This window comes from Pseudomonas sp. USHLN015, from assembly GCF_037153275.1.
Classification (GTDB): domain Bacteria; phylum Pseudomonadota; class Gammaproteobacteria; order Pseudomonadales; family Pseudomonadaceae; genus Metapseudomonas; species Metapseudomonas tohonis.
Genome location: NZ_JBBCKP010000013.1, coordinates 109,452 through 127,680, shown reverse-complemented (window position 1 = coordinate 127,680; position 18,229 = coordinate 109,452). Strand labels below are relative to the sequence as shown.

17 protein-coding genes and 1 pseudogene are annotated in these 18,229 nt (G+C 67.9%); 5 read left to right on the top strand and 13 right to left on the bottom strand.

The window, feature by feature from the left end; genetic code table 11:
* Window positions 1-130 precede the first annotated feature (130 nt).
* From WFQ67_RS25310 to WFQ67_RS25290, 5 genes are all read right to left on the bottom strand, one after another.
* Window positions 131-1,195, bottom strand: a complete 1,065-nt coding sequence (locus WFQ67_RS25310) for a 2,3-butanediol dehydrogenase (protein ID WP_233473638.1) — start codon at window positions 1,193-1,195, stop codon at window positions 131-133.
* Window positions 1,196-1,258: 63 nt separating this feature from the next.
* A complete protein-coding gene (locus WFQ67_RS25305; protein ID WP_337058533.1) occupies window positions 1,259-2,371 on the bottom strand; it encodes an acetoin dehydrogenase dihydrolipoyllysine-residue acetyltransferase subunit in 1,113 nt (370 codons plus the stop codon).
* The gene (locus tag WFQ67_RS25300) at window positions 2,368-3,387 is read right to left on the bottom strand and encodes an alpha-ketoacid dehydrogenase subunit beta (protein ID WP_044400480.1); all 1,020 of its coding nucleotides are present in this window, start codon (window positions 3,385-3,387) and stop codon (window positions 2,368-2,370) included. The genes WFQ67_RS25305 and WFQ67_RS25300 overlap by 4 nt, the downstream gene beginning before the upstream one ends.
* 43 nt (window positions 3,388-3,430) lie before the next feature.
* Window positions 3,431-4,405: a thiamine pyrophosphate-dependent dehydrogenase E1 component subunit alpha gene (locus WFQ67_RS25295; RefSeq protein ID WP_337058532.1), complete on the bottom strand. Its 975-nt coding sequence runs from the start codon at window positions 4,403-4,405 to the stop codon at window positions 3,431-3,433.
* A complete protein-coding gene (locus tag WFQ67_RS25290) occupies window positions 4,386-5,450 on the bottom strand; it encodes an ATP-NAD kinase family protein (RefSeq protein ID WP_337058531.1) in 1,065 nt (354 codons plus the stop codon). The genes WFQ67_RS25295 and WFQ67_RS25290 overlap by 20 nt, the downstream gene beginning before the upstream one ends.
* Before the next feature lie 307 nt (window positions 5,451-5,757).
* On the opposite strand from WFQ67_RS25290, the gene WFQ67_RS25285 reads away from it, so the two are divergent.
* Window positions 5,758-7,668: a sigma-54-dependent Fis family transcriptional regulator gene (locus WFQ67_RS25285; RefSeq protein WP_337058530.1), complete on the top strand. Its 1,911-nt coding sequence runs from the start codon at window positions 5,758-5,760 to the stop codon at window positions 7,666-7,668.
* Here the strand turns inward: WFQ67_RS25285 and WFQ67_RS30545 are convergent.
* The 3 genes and pseudogenes from WFQ67_RS30545 to WFQ67_RS25275 all read right to left on the bottom strand — a co-directional run bounded on the left by WFQ67_RS30545 (window position 7,661) and on the right by WFQ67_RS25275 (window position 9,719).
* Complete coding sequence (locus WFQ67_RS30545; protein ID WP_442969628.1) at window positions 7,661-8,062, bottom strand: methyl-accepting chemotaxis protein; 402 nt, start codon at window positions 8,060-8,062, stop codon at window positions 7,661-7,663. The two genes, WFQ67_RS25285 and WFQ67_RS30545, sit on opposite strands and share 8 nt — an antisense overlap.
* Before the next feature lie 126 nt (window positions 8,063-8,188).
* Window positions 8,189-8,959: pseudogene (locus WFQ67_RS30540) on the bottom strand (PAS domain-containing protein); the annotation flags it as partial.
* Between the two features lie 316 nt (window positions 8,960-9,275).
* Window positions 9,276-9,719, bottom strand: a complete 444-nt coding sequence (locus WFQ67_RS25275) for a hypothetical protein (protein ID WP_337058529.1) — start codon at window positions 9,717-9,719, stop codon at window positions 9,276-9,278.
* Between the two features lie 362 nt (window positions 9,720-10,081).
* On the opposite strand from WFQ67_RS25275, the gene WFQ67_RS25270 reads away from it, so the two are divergent.
* Both WFQ67_RS25270 and WFQ67_RS25265 read left to right on the top strand, forming a co-directional pair.
* Window positions 10,082-11,224 carry a hypothetical protein gene (locus WFQ67_RS25270; RefSeq protein ID WP_337058528.1) on the top strand — a complete coding sequence of 381 codons (1,143 nt, stop codon included), beginning with the start codon at window positions 10,082-10,084 and terminating at the stop codon, window positions 11,222-11,224.
* An 18-nt stretch (window positions 11,225-11,242) separates the two neighbouring features.
* Window positions 11,243-12,016, top strand: coding sequence for a hypothetical protein (locus WFQ67_RS25265; protein WP_213629485.1), 774 nt, complete (start codon window positions 11,243-11,245; stop codon window positions 12,014-12,016).
* 101 nt (window positions 12,017-12,117) lie between these two features.
* Here WFQ67_RS25265 and WFQ67_RS25260 read toward each other — a convergent pair whose 3' ends face one another.
* Window positions 12,118-12,777 (bottom strand): hypothetical protein, encoded by a 660-nt coding sequence (locus WFQ67_RS25260; protein ID WP_337058527.1) that lies wholly within the window; start codon window positions 12,775-12,777, stop codon window positions 12,118-12,120.
* A 239-nt stretch (window positions 12,778-13,016) separates the two neighbouring features.
* Between WFQ67_RS25260 and WFQ67_RS25255 the strand changes: the two genes are divergently transcribed.
* The gene (locus tag WFQ67_RS25255; RefSeq protein WP_337058526.1) at window positions 13,017-14,267 is read left to right on the top strand and encodes a hypothetical protein; all 1,251 of its coding nucleotides are present in this window, start codon (window positions 13,017-13,019) and stop codon (window positions 14,265-14,267) included.
* Between the two features lie 107 nt (window positions 14,268-14,374).
* Here the strand turns inward: WFQ67_RS25255 and WFQ67_RS25250 are convergent, their stop codons facing one another.
* From WFQ67_RS25250 to WFQ67_RS25240, 3 genes are read right to left on the bottom strand one after another with little or no spacing between them, the layout of a single operon-like run.
* Window positions 14,375-14,992 (bottom strand): isochorismatase family cysteine hydrolase, encoded by a 618-nt coding sequence (locus WFQ67_RS25250; RefSeq protein WP_213629479.1) that lies wholly within the window; start codon window positions 14,990-14,992, stop codon window positions 14,375-14,377.
* A 55-nt stretch (window positions 14,993-15,047) separates the two neighbouring features.
* Complete coding sequence (locus WFQ67_RS25245) at window positions 15,048-15,617, bottom strand: cysteine hydrolase family protein (protein WP_213629478.1); 570 nt, start codon at window positions 15,615-15,617, stop codon at window positions 15,048-15,050.
* Window positions 15,618-15,667: 50 nt separating this feature from the next.
* Window positions 15,668-16,492 carry an alpha/beta fold hydrolase gene (locus tag WFQ67_RS25240; RefSeq protein WP_213629476.1) on the bottom strand — a complete coding sequence of 275 codons (825 nt, stop codon included), beginning with the start codon at window positions 16,490-16,492 and terminating at the stop codon, window positions 15,668-15,670.
* Window positions 16,493-16,773: 281 nt separating this feature from the next.
* Between WFQ67_RS25240 and WFQ67_RS25235 the strand changes: the two genes are divergently transcribed.
* The gene (locus WFQ67_RS25235; protein WP_213629474.1) at window positions 16,774-17,157 is read left to right on the top strand and encodes a helix-turn-helix domain-containing protein; all 384 of its coding nucleotides are present in this window, start codon (window positions 16,774-16,776) and stop codon (window positions 17,155-17,157) included.
* Here WFQ67_RS25235 and WFQ67_RS25230 read toward each other — a convergent pair.
* Window positions 17,144-18,100: a helix-turn-helix domain-containing protein gene (locus tag WFQ67_RS25230; protein WP_173174505.1), complete on the bottom strand. Its 957-nt coding sequence runs from the start codon at window positions 18,098-18,100 to the stop codon at window positions 17,144-17,146. The two genes, WFQ67_RS25235 and WFQ67_RS25230, sit on opposite strands and share 14 nt — an antisense overlap.
* Between the last annotated feature and the right edge of the window lie 129 nt (window positions 18,101-18,229).

The window sequence follows — 18,229 nt, the reverse complement described above, 5'->3', positions numbered from 1 at the left end:
TTCGGAACCGCGTGGCAAGCCGCCACACGCCTGTGGCAGCTTCGCGCCGATAACAGCCCTTCTCCCTCCCCATAAAAAAACCCCGGCCTGGCGCCGGGGTCAGGCCGCAATTCGCGGCCACAGTCGGGGCCTATGCCGCACGCGGGGAGACGATGATCTTCACGTTGTGTTCCTTGTTGTGCACCAGCTCTTCGAAGCCCTTTTCGACGATCTGCTCCAGCTCGATGCGGCCGGTGACCAGGGGTGTGATGTCGAGGCGGCCGTCGGCGATGAAGGCGATGACGTCGGCGAATTCGCCGTTGTAGGCCAGGGCGCCGAGGACCTGCTTCTCGGTGGCCACCAGTTCGAAGAAGTTGAACGAGCTGGGCTCTTCGAAGATGCCCACCAGTACGCAGGTGCCGGCCTTGCGGATGGCGTCGATGGCGAGCTTGGCGGTGTGCTTGTTACCGATGCATTCGAAGCTGACGTCGGCGCCCAGGCCCTGGGTGAGCGCGCGGATTTCCGCGAGCACGTCGCATTCGTTCGGGTCCAGCACGTGGCTGGCGCCCACTTCGCGGGCCTTGGCCTTGCGCGCGCTGGACATCTCCAGGGCGATGACCTGGGCGGCGCCGGCAGCCTTGGCGCACATGATGGTGCACAGGCCGATGGTGCCCGCCCCCACGACCACCACGTTGCGCCCGAGCAGGCTGCCGGCCTTCTTCACCGCGTGCATGCCCACGGCCAGGGGTTCGATGAGGGCGCCGGCCTCGGCGGGGAAGCCGGCCGGGAGCTTGTACAGCAGGTTGGCGGGGACGTTGACCCATTCGGCGAAGGCGCCGTTGTTCATCAGCCCGGTGAAGGCGAGGTTCTCGCAGATGTTGTAGAGGCCGTGGCGGCAGTAGTAGCAGGTGCCGCAGTGCTGGCAGGCGTCGGCGGCGACCACCTCGCCCGGGGCGAAGCCCTGCACGCCGTCGCCGAGCTTGACGATCTCGCCGCAGAACTCGTGGCCGAGGATGCACTGGCCCTTGATGCCGGTGAGCGGGTGCGGCGCTTCCACGGGGATGAACACGGGGCCGGCGACGTACTCGTGCAGGTCGGAGCCGCAGATGCCGCACCAGTGCACGCGGATCTGCACCCAGCCGGGGGCCGGGTCGCCGGGCAGGGGCACGTCTTCCACGCGGATGTCGTTGCGGCCGTGCCACACCGCGGCACGCATGCTGTTGGGGAGGATGCTCATGGGGTTCTCCTGGGGCCCGGCGGGTGCCGGGCCCGGTGATCGTCAGTGGCGTTGGAGGAAGGCCTGCAGCAGCGCGTTGACCGCCTCGGCGGCCTCCATCTGCAGCATGTGGGCCTGCCCCGGGAGGATGTGCACGTCGGCCGGCAGGCCCTCGGCGTGGTGGGCGGGGATGATGGCGTCGGCCTCGCCCCAGACCACCAACACGGGGTGCGCGCCGCTCTCCACCACGCTGCGCAGGTCGAGCCGCTGGCGGCCCGCCTCGTTGAGGGTGTCGGCGAGCTGGCGCAGGGCGGCGTCCACCCCTTCCAGGCGCTTGAAGCGGAGCATGTCTTCGAGCATCTGCCGGGTGACCAGCGCGGGGTCGGAGAACAGCTGCACCAGCTGCGGCTTGAGGGCGTTGCGGTTGCCGGCCTCGACGAAGCCCTGGAGGTAGGCGCCGTTGATCTCGGCGCCGAGCCCGGCGCTGGCCAGCAGGCTGAGGCTGCGCACCCGCTGCGGGGCCAGCCGCGCGGTGTTGAGGGCGACGGCGCCGCCCATGGAGTGGCCGGCCAGGTGGGCGTGCTGGATGTCGAGGTGGTCGAGCAGTGCGAGCACGGCGCTGCTCAACTCGTCCAGGTCGCCACGGGCCAGTTGCTTGGCGGATTCGCCGTGGCCGGGCAGGTCGAGGGCGATGACGCGGCGCTCGGCGGCCAGGGCCTCGTGGTTGAACAGCCAGTTGTTGAGGTCGCCACCGAAGCCGTGGATCAGCACCAGCGGCACGCCGCCCTCTCCGCGCTCGAAGTAGCGCAGGGTGCGGCCGTCCAGCTCGACCTTCTGCGGGCTGGGGCCGCTGTCGGCCTCGCCGTCGCCACCGGGCACGAACTCGGCGAGGAAGCGCTCGACCACGGCGTCGATCTCCGCCTCGCTGGCCTCCCCTTCCACCACGATGCCGAGCAGCGCGCCCACCGGCAGCACCTCGTCAGGCCGCGCCACCTGGCGCCGCAGCACGCCGGAGAACGGCGCCTCGACGCTGCTGCTGATCTTGTCGGTCTCCACGTCGAGCACTTCGTCGCCCTTCTCGATGGTGTCGCCGTCCTGCTTGAGCCAGTCGGCCACGCGGCCTTCGGTCATGGAGAGGCCCCACTTGGGCATGGTCAGGGTATGGATGCGGCTCATGCGGCGTTTCTCCCTTGCAGCAGCGCCAGCACGGCGGCTTCGATCTTCGCGGCGCTGGGGATGTAGAGGTCCTCCAGGGCGTCGGAGAACGGCACCGGGGTGTGCGGGGCGGTGACCTGGCGGATCGGCCCCTTGAGGGCGTGGAAGGCCTGCTCGGCGACCAGCGCGGCGATGTCGGTGGCCAGGGAGCAGCGCGGGTTGGCTTCATCGATGACCACCAGGTGGCCGGTCTTCTCGACGCTTTCGAGGATGCTGTCGGCGTCCATCGGGCTGGTGGTGCGCAGGTCCAGCACCTCGCAGGAGATGCCCTGGCGGGCGAGGCTGGCGGCGGCGTCCATGGCCAGGTGGACCATGCGGCCGTAGGTCACCAGGGTGACGTCGTCGCCGTCGCGGAGGAAGTTGGCCTCGCCGAAGGGCACGGTGTAGAGCTCTTCCGGCACCTCGCCCTGCATGGAATAGAGCAGCTTGTGCTCGCAGAAGATCACCGGGTCGTTGTCGCGGATGGCCTGGATCAGCAGGCCCTTGGCGTCGTACGGGGACGAGGGGCACACCACCTTGAGGCCGGGGATGTGGGTCCACAGCGCGGTGAGCATCTGCGAGTGCTGGGCGGCGGCGCGCAGGCCGGCACCGACCATGGTGCGGATCACCAGCGGGGTGACGGCCTTGCCGCCGAACATGTAGCGGAACTTGGCGGCCTGGTTGAGGATCTGGTCCAGGCAGCAGCCGGCGAAGTCGACGAACATCAGCTCGCACACCGGGCGCAGGCCCCGGGTGGCGGCGCCCACGGCGGCGCCGACGTAGCCGATCTCCGACAGCGGGGTGTCCAGCACGCGGCCGGGGAACTGGTGGTAGAGGCCCTTGGTGACCCCGAGCACGCCGCCCCAGGCGTCATCCTCGCCGGGTGCGCCGGCGCCGCCGGCATTGTCCTCGCCCATGATGAAGACGCTGGGATCGCGGCGCATTTCCTGGGCCAGCGCCTCGTTGATGGCCTGCTGGTAACTGATCTTTCTGGCCATGATGGCTCTCCTTTGATTGTTCTTCTGGCGGCTCGCCGGCTAGTTACGGGTAGGCGACGTAGACGTCGCTGAGCAGGTCGCCGGGGGATGGCTTGGGGTCGGCCTTGGCGCGCACCACGGCCTCTTCGATGCAGGCCTCGACCTCGGCATCGATGGCGTCCAGCGCGCTGGCCTGGAGCAGCCCGGCACGGGTGGTGCGCTCGCGGAACTGCATGAGGCAGTCGCGGGTTTCGCGGTAGTGCCTGACCTCGTCGGGGGCGCGGTAGGTCTGGGCGTCGCCTTCGAAGTGGCCGTAGTAGCGGGTCAGCTTCACTTCGATCAGCGAGGGCCCCTCCCCGGCCCGGGCCCGCTCGATGGCGGCGCCGGCGGCTTCGTGCACGGCGAAGAAATCGAAGCCGTCGACGGTGACGCCGGGCATGCCGAAGCCGGCGGCGCGGTCGGCGATGTGGTCGCAGGCGACGGACCAGTTGGAGGCGGTGGCCTCGGCGTAGCCGTTGTTCTCGGCGACGAAGATGCACGGCAGGTTCCACACCGAGGCGAGGTTCATGGCCTCGAACACGGCGCCCTCGTTGGAGCCCCCGTCGCCGAAGAAGGCCACGGCCACCGCGCGGTTGCCCTTGAGCTTGGCGGCCAGGGCGGCACCGGCAGCCAGCGGCGCGCCGGCACCGACGATGCCGTTGGCGCCGAGCATGCCCTTGGACAGGTCGGCGATGTGCATGGAGCCGCCCTTGCCGTGGCAGACGCCGGTCTTCTTGCCGTAGATCTCGGCCATCATCCCGTACACGTCCACGCCCTTGGCGATGCAGTGGCCGTGGCCACGGTGGGTGGAGGCGATGCAGTCCTCGTCGTCGAGGTGCGCCATCACCCCGGCGGCGGAGGCTTCCTCGCCGGCGTACAAGTGGACGAAGCCGGGGATCTCGCCGGTGGCGAACTCCACGTGCAGGCGTTCCTCGAAGGCGCGGATGGTGCGCATCACGCGGTAGGCATGGAGCAATTGCTCAGTCGAAAGCGTGGACATCTTCTTGTTCTCCAGGGTGGTTCACGGGCTTGCCAGGGACGGCCAGCAGGCGATGGCAGGCGGCGAAGGCCAGGGCGGCCTCGACGTCAATGCTCAGCGGGCCGTCGAGTTCGAGGGTGATGCTGGGGCGGTCGGCGGCGGCGAACTCGATCTCGCGTTCGCCGTCCAGGGCCAGGGTGCCGGCGGCCAGGCGCGGCAGCCGGGGGATGCCGGGTTCCAGGCTGCCGCTGGCGACGATGCCGCAGGCCTGCAGCAGGCCGGGCGCGAGCGGCGCCAGCAGGGTGTGTTCGGCACCGGGGGCGAGGCGCACCCAACTGCCACGGGGGTAGCTCCGCGACACCGGGTTCCACAGCCCGCAGAGGGACGAGAGGCCGATGGCGTGGGGCTCGGCGAAGGCGGCGTAGACCTCGGCCAGGTCCTCCGCGCGGCTGATGGCGCGGGCCCCGGTGAAGGTGAGCGGCGAGACGGCCACCTCCACCAGGGCGGTTTCGTCGATGCCACGCGTGGCGATGCGCACCCGCAGGCGCTTGTTGCGGCGCAGCGCCACCTCCGCCGGAATGCGGCCGCTGGCGTAGAGCCCGCCGGCCAGGCCCGCACCGGTGGCTTCGCGCAGCTCGGGGAAGGCGTTGTTGGTGCCGGTGGAGAGGCACAACAGCGGGATGTCGCCCACCTCCCCCGCCACGGCCTTGTGGGTGCCGTCGCCGCCGAGCACCGCCACCAGGGCGACGCCGCGCTGGACCATCAGGCGTGCGGCGTGGCGGGTGTCTTCCACGCTCTGGCGCAGCGGCAGGTCGAGGAACTCCAGGCGCGGCCAGCGGCTGTCGTGGGCGTGGCGGCTGGCGCTGGCCTTGAGCACGGCGGCGGCGATGCCGGTCATGTCCGGCGGCATCAGCACCTCGTCCACCCCGGTGGCGCCGAACGCGCCGAGCAGGCGCTGCACCACGGCGGCCTTGTCGGTGCTGGAGTACAGCCCGGCATTGGCGGTGAGGCGGCGTACGTCACGGCCGGAGGCCGGGTTGGCGATGATGCCGACGCGCAGAGTCATGACGCACCTCTGAATTGTTGTTGTGGGTGCGGGACGGCGTCCCGGTGTCGCCAGGACAGGAGCAAGGGCGGTGCCAGGACGGCGCAGGCGGGGCGCAAAGGTGCGGGCCAGAGCGGCCGCGAGGGGTTTGTCGACGCGCCGTGGGAAGCGCGATCTGAGACGCGCCATGTCAGCCTGCACGGGTGCGGGCGAGACGCTGAGACGCGGCGTCTCATCCGCCGGGCGGCGCGCTGCCGCGCTTGTCCGCCTTCCGGGCCGGCGCTTAAATGGCCGGCACAAGAACAACGACACGAGCCGTGGAGGCCCCATGCTGCCTGCCAACTCGAAAGCCCATGTGGACTGCATCAGCCGTGTGCTGCGCCACGCCGAACGCCTGCCCGAACCACCGGTGCCGGACCTGATCCTGGACTCCTGGCGCCGCTCCATGGACCAGCACCGCCTGGACCCGGGCTCGCTGCAGGGCCCGCGCATCCTCAGCGAGACGCTGCTGAAGGAATGCCGCGAACGCGCGGAAAGCTTCCTGCGCATCGCCGGCGAGGAGGTCTCGCGCCTGCACGGGCGGGTGCGCGATGCCGACTACTGCGTGCTGCTCACCGATGCCCAGGGCCGCACCATCGACTACCGCGTGGAAGCCTCCATCCGTGGCGAGTGCCGCCGGGCGGGGCTGTACCTGGGCACCTGCTGGTCGGAGGGCGAGGAAGGCACCTGCGGGGTGGCGGCGGTGCTGACCAACCGGGTGCCGGTGACGGTGCACAAGCGCGACCACTTCCGCGCCGCCTTCATCGGCCTGACCTGTTCGGCGGCGCCGGTGTTCGACCCCCAGGGCCAGTTGCTGGGGGTACTGGACGTGTCCGCCGTGGAGTCGCCGGACGACCGCCGCAGCCAGCACCTGATCCGCCAGATGGCGGTGCAGAGCGCCCGCGATATCGAGAACGCCTTCTTCATGCACAGCACCCGTGGCCACTGGGTGCTGCGCGCCCATTCAGCCCCCGGCTACGTGGACAGCCAGCCGGACTACCTGTTCGCCTGGGACGCCGACGGCCGCCTGCAGGCGCTGAATCCGGCGGCGCGGCACTACCTGCTGGAACGCCACGGGCGCCTGCCGCAACACATCGGCGAAGTATTCGACCTGGACCTGCTGCGGGCCGCCGCCGACGAGCACCCGCGCCATGTGCCCGAGCAAGGCCTGCACATCCGCCTCAGCGTGCCGCGCCGAGCGGTGAGCGTGGCGCTGCCGAGCCGCGATGCCACGCAGCTGGACCCACGCATCGCGGAGAGCCTGCGCCTGGCGGTGCGGGTGAAGGACCGCCACCTGCCGGTGCTGATCCACGGCGAGACCGGCGCCGGCAAGGAGGTGTTCGCCCGCCAGCTGCACGAAGCCAGCGCACGCCGGGGCAAGCCCTTCGTGGCGCTGAACTGCGCGGCCATCCCGGAGAACCTGATCGAGAGCGAGCTGTTCGGCTATGTGGCCGGCGCCTTCACCGGGGCGGAGCGCAAGGGCATGCGCGGGCTGTTGCAGCAGGCCGATGGCGGCACGCTGTTCCTCGACGAAATCGGTGACATGCCCCTGGCCTTGCAGACCCGCCTGCTGCGGGTGCTGGCCGAGGGCGAGGTGGCGCCGCTGGGCGCGGCACGCCGGCAGGCGGTAGACATCCAGGTGATCTGCGCCAGCCACCGGGACCTGGCGGCGCTGGTGGCGGCGGGCGAGTTCCGCGAGGACCTGTTCTTCCGCCTCAACGGCGCGCGCTTCGAGCTGCCGCCCCTGCGCGAGCGCACGGACAAGCTGGCGCTGATCAACCGCCTGCTGGACGAGGAAGCGGCCCGCTGCGGGCTGCGCCTGGGGCTGTGCGAGGCGGCGCTGGAATGCCTGCTGGGCTATCGCTGGCCGGGCAATGTGCGCCAGCTGCGCCATGTGCTGCGCTATGCCTGCGCCATCTGCCCCGGCGACACCCTGCGCCTGCAGGACCTGCCGGAAGAACTGCGCGGCGCAGCGCCGGAACCCCGGGACGAGACGCCCGCCAGCCCGGAACGCCAGGCCCTGCTGGACGCCCTGGTGCGCCACCGCTGGCAACCGCTGCCCGCAGCGCGGGCCCTGGGCATATCCCGGGCGACCCTGTACCGGCGGGTGAAGCAGCACGGCATCGAGATGCCGCGCATGAAGAGCGAGCCGGCGAGCCCGCTGGAGGGCGCGCCGGGGGCCTCCGACGGAGCTACTTGAAGAGCGCCGAGACCACCTTGGCGACGTGTTCGGCGCCCCGGCTGATCTCGCCCATGATGGTGGCGACGGTGGAGATCTGTGCGTTGTTGTCCTTGGCGCTGGCTTCGATCTTCTTCATGTAGTCGTCGATCTGCTGGGTCATCTTCACGTTCTCGGTGACCACGCTCTTGATCTCGACGGTGGCACCGCTGGTGCGCCCGGCCAGTTGCCGCACTTCGTCGGCCACCACGGCGAAGCCGCGCCCCATGTCCCCCGCCCGCGCCGCCTCGATGGCGGCATTGAGGGCCAGCAGGTTGGTCTGCTCGGCGACGCCCTGGATGGTGGTGACGATGTTCTCGATGTCCTTGGCCTGCAGGCTCAGCTTGGAGATGAGCTCCACGGCGGTGTTCACCATGGTCAGGGTGGTGGCGGAGATCGCCACTGACTGGTCGAGCGAGCCCATGCCGCGGTTGGAGATCTGCGCGGTCTCCTCGGCGGTGGAGAAGGACAGTTCGGCGGCACGCCTGACCTCTTCGTTGCGGCGCACCTGTTCGGTGACGTCGATGGCGAACTTGACCACCTTGAACACAGTGCCGGACTCGTCCTTCACCGGGTTGTAGCTGGCCTCGATATGCACGGTGCTGCCGGAGGCGGTCTTGCGCTCGAAGTGGCCACGGTAGAAGTTGCCAGCCTTGAGGTTGGCCCAGAAGTCGGGGTTCTCCTTGTAGAACTCGTCGAGGCACAGCATGCGGTGGTGGCGGCCCTTGAGGCTGCCGAGGCTGTAGCCCATCAGGCGCAGGAAGTTGTCGTTGGCGTCGATGATCTCGCCGTCGGGGGTGAACTCGATCATGGCCATGGAGCGGCGCAGCGCATCGCTCAACGCGGCCAGCACCAGCAGGTCGGAGTGTTTCTGAGTGACGTCGCTGGCGATCTTGAGGACTTCGATCACGCGGCCGGACTCATCCTTGACCGGGAAGTAGGTCGCCTCCAGCCAGATCACCGCGCCGTTCTTGGCGATGCGCTTGAACACCCCGCGCTGGGAGATGCCGTTGGCCAGGGATGCCCAGAAGCGCTCATAGGCGCTGGAATTGCGGAAGCTGTCCTCGCAGAAGATGCGGTGATGCTTGCCGACGATCTCCTGCTCGGAGTAGCCGACCACCTGGAGGAACAGGGGGTTGGCGGTGATGATCTCGCCCTGGGGGGTGAAGCAGATGGACGCGACGTTGTCCTCGACGGCACGCAGGCGCTGGAGGTTTCCCTCGTCCTGGGGTGTCTTGGTGGCAGGACTGACTCGGCTCTTTCTGAACAGCATGATGAGCTCCTCGCGGTATTGGGTAGGAACGTTTTGCCCTTACTGCCTGCGGTGGTCGTCCAGTCGCCGGAGCGGCCTTCCTCAGAGTAGCCAAGCCAAACGGAATTAGAGGTTGATGCAACACCGATTCCATTAGCTTCGGGTTGTCTTCAGTTCCGCTTCATCTTCCTGTGATCCGGACTCAATGGTTATCGGCACTTCCCTATTTTCTGTAGGGAAATCCTTAGCGACCCAAATGCCGCTGCGCTTGATGAATGCTCAAGGCAGGGGGTCGAGGGACGCAAAGTCCCCATCTGAAGCCTCCCTTACGTTCGGGTCAGGCGAATGAGAGGTCCCGAGATGGGCGAGGCGCCAGCAGCAAGGCCAGGCAGAACCAGACGAACGGCACCGCCACCAACATGAGCATGGGCGAGGCGTACCCGCTCAGCGAGAAGGCGCAGATGCTGGCAGCCAGCAGGGCAAGCCCCCAGAGCACGCCGGCCCGCACGCGCCGGCTCACGCTGCGGGCCAGGGCGTGGGCGATGAGACGCCCGATGATCGAGGCAACGACGAGCACCTGCGCGACGCCCAGGATGGCGATGCCTGCCAGGAAGGCGGGCCCTTCGGTCGCCTCCTGCTCCACGGCCCAGAAGAACCAGGCGACTTGCGCCCCGTAGAGCACGGCCACCCCGGCCAGGGCCACCAGAAACGCTCGCCGCCCGGGAAGCAGCGCGGGCAGCGTGCCCACCAGCAGCATCCCGTTCAATGCCATGCCCTGCATATTGCCGACCTCCTTGTATTAGTCATTCTCGATGCCCGGCGAGGCGGCTTCCCTGCCTGCGGATGGACGTGCCCAGGGCGCCATCATCGACGGGGCGCGGGCCGGGTCAAATCCCCAGGATGAGTTCCTGTCGAAGGGTTCGCAGATGGGAGGAGCACGGCTCACCTACAGTCACCCTCGGCGTATCTCGGCCCCCTTCACAGTTCCGCACCGCCTCGATTTCCAACCCGCATCCGCAGTGGCACTATCCGCCAACCACCGGAAATGGATGTCGCCGTGCACGCCTCGCCAGCCCTTCCTGCGCACTCATCCCACGCGTTCTCTTTCACCTGGCCGCTCGGTTGCCGAGATAAGGACATCTCATGAATACCCTCGCCCTGATTACCGACATCCTGCGTAAAACCAAGGCTTTCTCAGGCCGAGTGCCCAACAGTGCCAAGGACAAGGCCGGTATCGTGGAGATATTCCGCGAGCTGATTCCGGCGAACGTTGCCTCGCTGGACCCCGACGTGATCGATGAGCCGCAGGACTACGAGGTGCTTCTCGCTCGCCTGGCGGCCATCAGCAATGGCGACCTGGCGCCGGAGAGCGTGCAGATCAAGGCCGGTCGCACTGGCAAGCTCACCCTGAGCTTCACCCAGCAGCAGGAAACCTACGCGCTGAAGTTCACCCACGAGGGTGGCACCTACATCGATCAGAGCTTCCTCGATGCGCTGCACAAGCACTGCAGGAAGAAGCTTCCCGGCACCTTTCTCTTCACCTCGGAAGCGGAGAGCATCGAGGCGGTTTACCTCCCCTTGAAAGCGTTCAAGCGGGTGAACAACGAACTGCTCAGCACGCAAAGCACCGATGCCCTGGCCACGCTGATCCAGGCAGGCAATGTTTTTTCCATCGGCTGGGACAACATCCCGTACGACGTGGTGGAAGGGTTCACCCGGGACGGAGAGACCCTGATCACCGCGCTGATCAAGGCACCGTTCGCCGAGAAGCCCGGCAGTTGGGGCGCGACCCGGCGCATCGAGATCCTCGAAGGGCTCCAGGGCATGGTGAATGTGTTCCGGGCCAATGCCCACGGCGAAACGCCCCGCGATATCGCACTGGCCAAGGGCTGGGATCACCTGGTGCCGGAACTCAGCGGCTGGCCCGTGAAGACCGTACCCGTCACGACCATCCGCGAGCGGGCCGGCAAGGGCCACGCGTGCTTCGAGGATGATCTCAAGGAAGCATTCGAACGGCTGGATGAGAAGGGCCTGTTCGAATCGATTCACTTCGACCCCAACAACCCCTTCCAGCACCTCCACATCTCCCACAGGCCCGACTTCATCTATGGCGAAGACACGCTGCTCGTCTCCCGCTATCGATTTGGCGGCGCCGTGGTCGGCTATGACGTTTTCAGCCAGAAGCGCGGCGAGAACGGCTGGTCGCTAAGCCAGTTCGTGCCGTTGGGCGATGTCGATCAACTGTGCGAGGTAATCGAGCGCTACTGCACGCACTCCTTGGTCTGAAGAGAACGGATATCTCCCATGCAACGCATTGCAATCGCTGCACTCTCAGCCCTGATCTCCATGGCGACGGTCGCGGGCACCCTCGAAAGCGAACTTCAAAAGAACGGCCTGGTAGCCCAGGCCGTACCGAAAAGCGGCATCACCGGGAAAACACTGGACCTTGGCGCTTATCAAGTTACTGCCGAAGGTGGCGGGCTCCTCATCAGTCACGATGAACAGAGCCTGGAGCGGCCCCTGACCGAGTTGCAGGTCGGTGGCGTGAAGATCAGGGGTACGGATCAGGGTGAATGGGGTGGTGAGCTGACCGTCACCTCGCAGGATGGAACGACCAGAACCTTGCTGAAGGAAAATGTCGTCAGCATCCAGAAAGTCGGAGACTCGATCTTCGTGTTTACCGGGCTCAGCCACATGGGGATTAACGTTGGCGCCATGTATGAGCTGACGGATATCGCAAGCGAACCGAAGTTGACCAAGGTCACCCTGCTCCCCTCCGCCCCGGAGAAGATCCTCTTTGAACAGGGCGTTGCCTATATTCTGACCTCCGACAGCCTGATTGCCGTAAACCCATCCCCTGAGCAGGCGTCGATGGAAATCATTGCCTACAAAGCGCCTTGGTCGCGCTTTGCACCCAATAGCCTGGTCAAGCAAGGCGACACCTTTGTAGTGGGCATGCACGCAGGCGTTACGGTGGTCAAAGCCAGCAGGTTTGGAGTTCAAGACGTGAGGTTCTATGGGCCACAGGGGGCAGAAGAACTGCTCAAACCGGAGAGGATCAGTCATCGCCTCCGCTGAGCAGTGCTCGCCAGAAGCACCGTGCGGCGGCTCGCACGGCACGCCCTACGGTACGCGTCCGTCCTGGCAGGCAGAGCGGGCGACGACGGGTGCTCGCCTGATCACTCCCTGACATAAACCCCATCGAAGCTCACATTCATGCCGCCGCAATTGTTGTTGTCATCGACGATCAGGAAGCGGCCGATCCGGGTGTATTCGACCGCGCAGTCGTACTTGCCGTCGCCGTCCCGGGTCATCGCGTAGCGGCCTTGCGGCTTGAGGGTGCCGTCGATCTGCCCGACGTGGGTGCTGGCGCCGCTGCCCCAGGTCGCATCGCCCGTCACGTGCAGGCCCGGTTCCTGCCCTTGCTGCTCGATGGTGATGGAGCCCGCCCGGGCCTTCCAGGTGCCCAGCCAGTCGGTGGATGCGGGCAAGGGGTCGGCCGCCGGCGCTAGGTTCTCCAGCACGATCCAGCCCACGGTTTCGCGCTTCTTGCCCTGGTACCAGGCGCAGGCCCAGTCCCCTTCGATCTTGTTGACCAGCACCTCGTCGCCCTCGATGACGTAGGCCTTGCGCATGCACCCTTCCGATTCGGGGCAGCGCTCGTCGTCCTTGAAGAAGTGCGTCTGGTGCTTGCCCACGACGGTGTAGAGCTGGCCGAACTTGCCCTCGGAGGGGAAGTAGCCGGCGTCGCAGCTGTAGACCTCGTTGTCCTGTGCGTGGCTGGGCAGGCAGGCGAGCGCCAGGGCGCTGGTGAGAAGAAAGGGGGTGATCTTGTGCATGAAGGGCCTGTCCTTGCCACTGTTGGCGCTGCGGGGCGAGGGGCCCTGCGGCGAAGAAGGGCCGGAATCTAGCGACGGGCGCGAGTGAGGGTCAACTAGCACAGCTGTACTAGGACGCGCCGATGCGGATGGCCCGGGCAATGACGACGAAAATGTCGGCCATGCACGCGCGGTTCGCATCCGCGCCCATCAGAATGCAGGCACTCGCGAGCGATGCGATCGCCCCAAGGAAGACTCCGTTGAGAAAACACCCGTTCGGCACCCGCTGGCTGATGAATGCCAACCGGCCCTGCCTCGCCCTGCTGCTGGCGGCCTGCCTGGGCGCCCCCCTGCCCTGCGCGGCCCAGCGCCTGGCCGCCGAGAACCACCGCGTCAGCCTTAAGGTGCTGGCCCCCGACGCGCCCCCGGTCGGCACCTGGCGGGTGAAGGTCAACGCCACCTATCGCCCCCTGGTGGACGGTTCGCCGAACACCACGGAGACGACCACCTCGCGAGCCAACTGCGTCTCGCCCTCGCGCTTCGGCACCCTGCCCTCCTTCAAGCGCTGCACGCGCACGCTGAACCGCACGGTGTGGCTGAAGCTGCCGCCCTCGCAGGTCATGGCGGCCGGCCCGCGCACCCTGGAGCTGGATTTCGCACCGGTCATCGAGGACCAGGGCGGCACCTTCCGCATCGACGACCTGTCACTGGAATACATGACCTGCGCCAAGGGGTGCGAGGAGCAGCGCATGGACATCCGCCTGAGCTGCTTCGCCGACGACACCGAGCGCGGCGAGATCCTCTCCAACGGCCTGTTGCTCACCTATTCACGCGGCGCCAGGGCGGCGCCCGAGGTGGCCGATTGCGGGCTGAAGGTCGGCGATGAAATCAGCTGGGCGAACCGGAAGACGGTGCTGGAGCGCGTGCGCGGCCATTTCGGCGATGACCAGCAGATGGTCAGCGACGAGCTGCTCGATATGTTCTCGGCGATTCCCGCCCCCGACGGAAGCTGGAGCTGGAACCCGGCGACACGCCTCGACTCGCTCAGCCAGCACTGCCCGCTCCCCGACGGCCAGGGCTACGAGAACAGCCGCTACCTCGCCACGCTGCCCGTCTCCATGGGCTGGCCGTATCGCCACGAAGCCGAGGTCTACGTCACCAGCAAGCCGAACGGCGAGGTCTGCACGATCTGGCTCACGGGCACCGATGACGAGATGTACCTGCGCTACTTCTACACCTACCAGGCCGGTGAGCTGGTCAAGGTCGCCACCAGCGGCGAGCCGGACGACGTCTCGCGCGAGTGGCGCTGGGCGGGGGGCGAGCCCTGGGCATACACCCGCCGGCAGATGCCGGACTCCGTCGCAGGGCACGACGCCATCCTCTACTGGCACAAGACTGCCGCCCAGCTGTGGCCCAAGCGCATGGACCACGCGCCGGACTTCGCGGAATTCAGTGCCCTGGGCGATCTCTCACGGCAGTTGCGCGAGCGATTTCCGGCGAAGCACGAGTAGCGCCCGGAATACGGCGGTGCGGTGGCCTGGCGCAGGTGCCGCCCCCGCAGGCTGTCTCGTCAGTCGCCGGCTGGCCGCGCGTACCGGCGGCCTGGATATCGCGGTCGTCAGCGACGGGACAGCGCCTCAAGCAGCTCGGCCGTGGTGACGATGGCGTGGGCGAAGGTCGGCCCGTTGATCTCGTGCGCGGCGTGCAGCGCCTCTTCGGAGAAGGCCGCCGTGGCGTCACGCACCAGGGTCACGTGGTAGCCCAGCTCGGCGGCGAAGCGCGACGTGGCCTCGATGCAGGTGTTGGCCAGCAGGCCGACGACGATGACCCGGCGCACCCCGTGCTGCTTGAGTTGCAGGTCCAGGTCGGTATTGGCGAAGCCGCTGCCGCCCCAGTGCTCCTGCACCACCACGTCGCCGGGCTGGGGCTGGAAGTCGGGGTGCCACTCCCCTCCCCAGCTGCCGACGGCGAAAACCTGGGCCCTCGCCGCGCCCAGCTGATAGGGGCTGGGATGCAGCCAGCCCTGGAAGTCGTCGGGCCGGGCGCGGTGATGCGGAACGTAGAACACGCGGATGCCGGCCTGGCGTGCGGCCCCCACTACCGCGCGCAGGTTGGCCAGCGTGCCGAGGCGATCGGCTACCGGCTTGGCCAGACCGGTGAGCTTGCCGCCCTCGCTGAGGAAGTCGTTGTAGGGGTCGACCAGCAAAAGGCCGGTGTCCTGTCTCGAATCGCTCATGACCTTCTCCGTCGCTGGGCGCCGGCACGGTGGCGCCGCGCGGTTGATCGGCTGTTCACGCCGCGCTGCTGGCGTGCAGGCGGAGGTACTCGGCGGTGGAGATCACCGGTGCATAGCCGAACTTCAGCGCCGCCATGAAGGCCGCATGCACATGCGCCGCCGGCACCTTCACGCCGTCGAACTCCAGGTCGAGGGTGGCGCAGGCATCGTGCAGCACGGTGGTCCGGTAGCCGAAATCGATCGAGGCACGGGTGATGCCGTCCACGCACATGTGGCTCATGTTGCCGACCACCACCACGTCGCTCACGCCGGCCTTGTCGAGGATCGGCTTCAGCTCGGTCTCGCGGAAGGAATTGATGAAGTGCTTGAGCACCACCGGCTCGCCCGGCCGGTTGATCACGCTCGGGTGCAGCTGCGCGCCTTCGCTGTGCGGCCGGAAGAAGGGCGCGTCCTGGCTGGTGAACTCGTGGCGGATGTGCACCACCAGATCGCCGCTGTCGCGGAATGCCGCGATCACCTGGGCCGCCTTGGCCGCCGCCTCCTCGACCTTGTCCAGGGTCCACAGGCCGCCAGGGAAGTAGTCGTTCTGGATATCCACCACGATCAACGCTTTCTTGCCGCTCATCTCGTCTCTCCTCTTGCCGTGGCCCGCCGGGAATCCGCGGGCGCAGGGGCTCATTCGCGCAGGAAGGCCAGCATGTCCGCGCCGAGTTTTTCCTTGTGGGTGTCGGTGATGCCGTGGGGCGCGCCGGGGTAGATCACCAGCTTGGCGTGCGGCACCAGCCTGGCAGACGCGCGCGCGGCGGCGTCCACCGGGACGATCTGGTCGTCGTCGCCGTGCAGGATCAGCGTGGGGATGGAGAACTTCTTCAGGTCTTCGGTGAAATCGGTTTCGGAGAAGGCCTTGATGCAGTCGAGGGCATTCTTGTGCCCGGCCATCATGCCCTGCATCCAGAAGGCGTCGATCACGCCCTGGGAGGGCGTGGCGCCCGGCCGGTTGTAGCCGAAGAAGGGACCGCTGGCGACGTCCTTGTACAGCTGCGAACGGTCGGCGATGGAGGCCGCGCGAATGCCATCGAACACCTCGACCGGCAGGCCGCCGGGGTTGGCCTCGGTCCGCACCATCAAGGGCGGCACCGCCGCGATCAGCCCGGCCTTGGCCACCCGCGCCGTGCCATGGCGGCCGATGTAGCGCGCCACCTCGCCGCCACCGGTGGAGAAGCCGAACAATGCGGCGCCGTGCACGTCCAGCTGGTCGAGCAGCTGGGCCAGGTCGTCGGCGTAGGTGTCCATCTCGTTGCCGCTCCAGGGCTGGCTGGAGCGGCCATGGCCCCGGCGATCATGAGCGATCACCCGGTAGCCGTTGCTGGCCAGGAACAGCATCTGCGCCTCCCAGCTGTCGGCGTTGAGCGGCCAGCCGTGGCTGAGCACCACGACCGGGCCCGTGCCCCAGTCCTTGTAGTAGATCTCGGTGCCGTCGCGGGTGGTGATGGTGCCCATGGTCTTGCTCTCCATTGCGGGTTGAAGGTGGCTTGCCGCGGGCTCATCGCCTCGCATGCAACCTCCCGGGTGGCCGCCCGGCGGAACCGGGCAGCCGGTGTCGTTGCAGTGATGCAGGGGCAGCGGGTGGCGAGCGATACCGGGATGCTCGCTGCAGGTGGACGCTGGCGGCTACGTAAAATCGGCAAATCTGCACGACGGCCGGCACGTGCCTGTTTTACGTAGCCGTGGCACCCGCCCCGGCGCACCCTTGAGGCGCCACTCCTGGCCAGGACACCGCCATGCAAACGCGCAACACGCCACGTGAACGCCGCCGCCGGGCCGCTCAGGAACGCCTGCTGAAGCAGGTGCTGGACATGTTGCCGCAGGGGTGCGGGCGCCCACCGCGCCTGGCCGAGCTGTGTCGCGTGGTCGGGGTCAGCGAACGCACCCTGCGCAGCGCCTTCGTCGCCATCCTGGGCGTGGCGCCCGCGCGGTATCTGCGCCTGCGCCGCCTGCACCTGCTGCGGGCCGCCCTGGCGGTTGCCGACCCGTACCAGACCGGCGTCGCGGAGCTGGCCCGCCGCTTCGGCTACACCGACGGCGGGCGCATGGCGGCGGACTATCACGCCCTGTTCGGCGAGTACCCCAGCGCCACCCTGCAGCGCCGCATCAGCCCCGCCTAGGCGGCAGGGAGCGACGGCTGCGCAGCGATTGCGACGGCAGTTCGCCGAAGTAGCGCCGGTAGAGCCCGGCGAAGCGGCCGAAGTCCCACACGCCGAAGCGCGCGCAGATCTCGGTGATGGTCTCGTCCGCCGAGGCCCGCAGGATGGCGCGACGGATGGCGTGCAGGCGGTGCTGCATCAGGTAGCGGTGCGGGCTCATGCCCAGGTAGCGGGTGAAGAGGTTGCGCAGCGTGCGCTCGGAGCTGTTGCAGGCCTGGCACAGGTCCGTCATGTGCAGCGGTGTATCCGGCATGCCCTCGAGCAACTCCAGGACGCGACGCAGGATCAGCTGGTGGTTCTGCCGCCCTGCGCTATCGGCCTGGGCCGGTGTCGCGGGCAGGAGGCTGCGGAACACCCGGTCCAGCAGATCGCCGCGCGCCGCGCACTCGGCCGCCGGGGCGTGCAGCTCCTGCGGTGCGCAGTGATCGATGCGCAACAGGCGCAAGGCCAGCCACACCAGCGGCGCCAGGTCCTGCTGGGCCACGCAGACCAGATTGCGCGAGAGGATCGACACGTCGAATTCGTCCTCGTGCTGCTGCGCCCAGCGCAGCACCAGCTCGCAGGACATCGCCACGGTCATCCAGCTCGCCGGCTGGCTGGCGTCGATATGGAACATCGCCTCGGGCACCATCCAGCCGATCAGCCGGCGGTCCAGGCGCTGCCCTCCCAGCACGGTGGACTCGTGCCGGCTCAGCGGCAGGAAGATATTGAAGAAGCCGCTCAGGCCGACCCCGCTGTAGACGGTGCCCGCCCCCTCGCGGCCGAACATCAGCGCCACGCCGTTGAGCTCGACGACGCGCAAGCGCCAGTCACGCTGCTGCCGTGTACGCAGCAGGTAGCGCCCTTCGACGCCATACAGGGCTTCCTCGAATTCATCGAAATCAGCGCAGACGAGCCTGCTCATGCCTTCCCCCAAGACGAGACGCACGCGGCGGGTTGCCGGGATCAACGAACGATAGTCCAGCAGCAGTAGCTGTCGCGGATCGCCAACCCCGTGATGGCCTTTTTCGGGACGGAGCCGCGATGCACGGGC

What these genes read in the sequence shown, in the direction of transcription:
- WFQ67_RS25235 (WP_213629474.1), top strand. Translation starts at nt 16,774, where the DNA reads ATGCAAACGCGCAACACGCCACGTGAACGCCGCCGCCGGGCCGCTCAG.
- WFQ67_RS25250 (WP_213629479.1), bottom strand. Translation starts at nt 14,992, where the DNA reads ATGAGCGATTCGAGACAGGACACCGGCCTTTTGCTGGTCGACCCCTAC.
- WFQ67_RS25265 (WP_213629485.1), top strand. Translation starts at nt 11,243, where the DNA reads ATGCAACGCATTGCAATCGCTGCACTCTCAGCCCTGATCTCCATGGCG.
- WFQ67_RS25285 (WP_337058530.1), top strand. Translation starts at nt 5,758, where the DNA reads ATGCTGCCTGCCAACTCGAAAGCCCATGTGGACTGCATCAGCCGTGTG.
- WFQ67_RS25270 (WP_337058528.1), top strand. Translation starts at nt 10,082, where the DNA reads ATGAATACCCTCGCCCTGATTACCGACATCCTGCGTAAAACCAAGGCT.
- WFQ67_RS25310 (WP_233473638.1), bottom strand. Translation starts at nt 1,195, where the DNA reads ATGCGTGCCGCGGTGTGGCACGGCCGCAACGACATCCGCGTGGAAGAC.
- WFQ67_RS30545 (WP_442969628.1), bottom strand. Translation starts at nt 8,062, where the DNA reads ATGGTGAACACCGCCGTGGAGCTCATCTCCAAGCTGAGCCTGCAGGCC.
- WFQ67_RS25245 (WP_213629478.1), bottom strand. Translation starts at nt 15,617, where the DNA reads ATGAGCGGCAAGAAAGCGTTGATCGTGGTGGATATCCAGAACGACTAC.
- WFQ67_RS25305 (WP_337058533.1), bottom strand. Translation starts at nt 2,371, where the DNA reads ATGAGCCGCATCCATACCCTGACCATGCCCAAGTGGGGCCTCTCCATG.
- WFQ67_RS25260 (WP_337058527.1), bottom strand. Translation starts at nt 12,777, where the DNA reads ATGCACAAGATCACCCCCTTTCTTCTCACCAGCGCCCTGGCGCTCGCC.
- WFQ67_RS25290 (WP_337058531.1), bottom strand. Translation starts at nt 5,450, where the DNA reads ATGACTCTGCGCGTCGGCATCATCGCCAACCCGGCCTCCGGCCGTGAC.
- WFQ67_RS25275 (WP_337058529.1), bottom strand. Translation starts at nt 9,719, where the DNA reads ATGCAGGGCATGGCATTGAACGGGATGCTGCTGGTGGGCACGCTGCCC.
- WFQ67_RS25295 (WP_337058532.1), bottom strand. Translation starts at nt 4,405, where the DNA reads ATGTCCACGCTTTCGACTGAGCAATTGCTCCATGCCTACCGCGTGATG.
- WFQ67_RS25240 (WP_213629476.1), bottom strand. Translation starts at nt 16,492, where the DNA reads ATGGGCACCATCACCACCCGCGACGGCACCGAGATCTACTACAAGGAC.
- WFQ67_RS25230 (WP_173174505.1), bottom strand. Translation starts at nt 18,100, where the DNA reads ATGAGCAGGCTCGTCTGCGCTGATTTCGATGAATTCGAGGAAGCCCTG.
- WFQ67_RS25300 (WP_044400480.1), bottom strand. Translation starts at nt 3,387, where the DNA reads ATGGCCAGAAAGATCAGTTACCAGCAGGCCATCAACGAGGCGCTGGCC.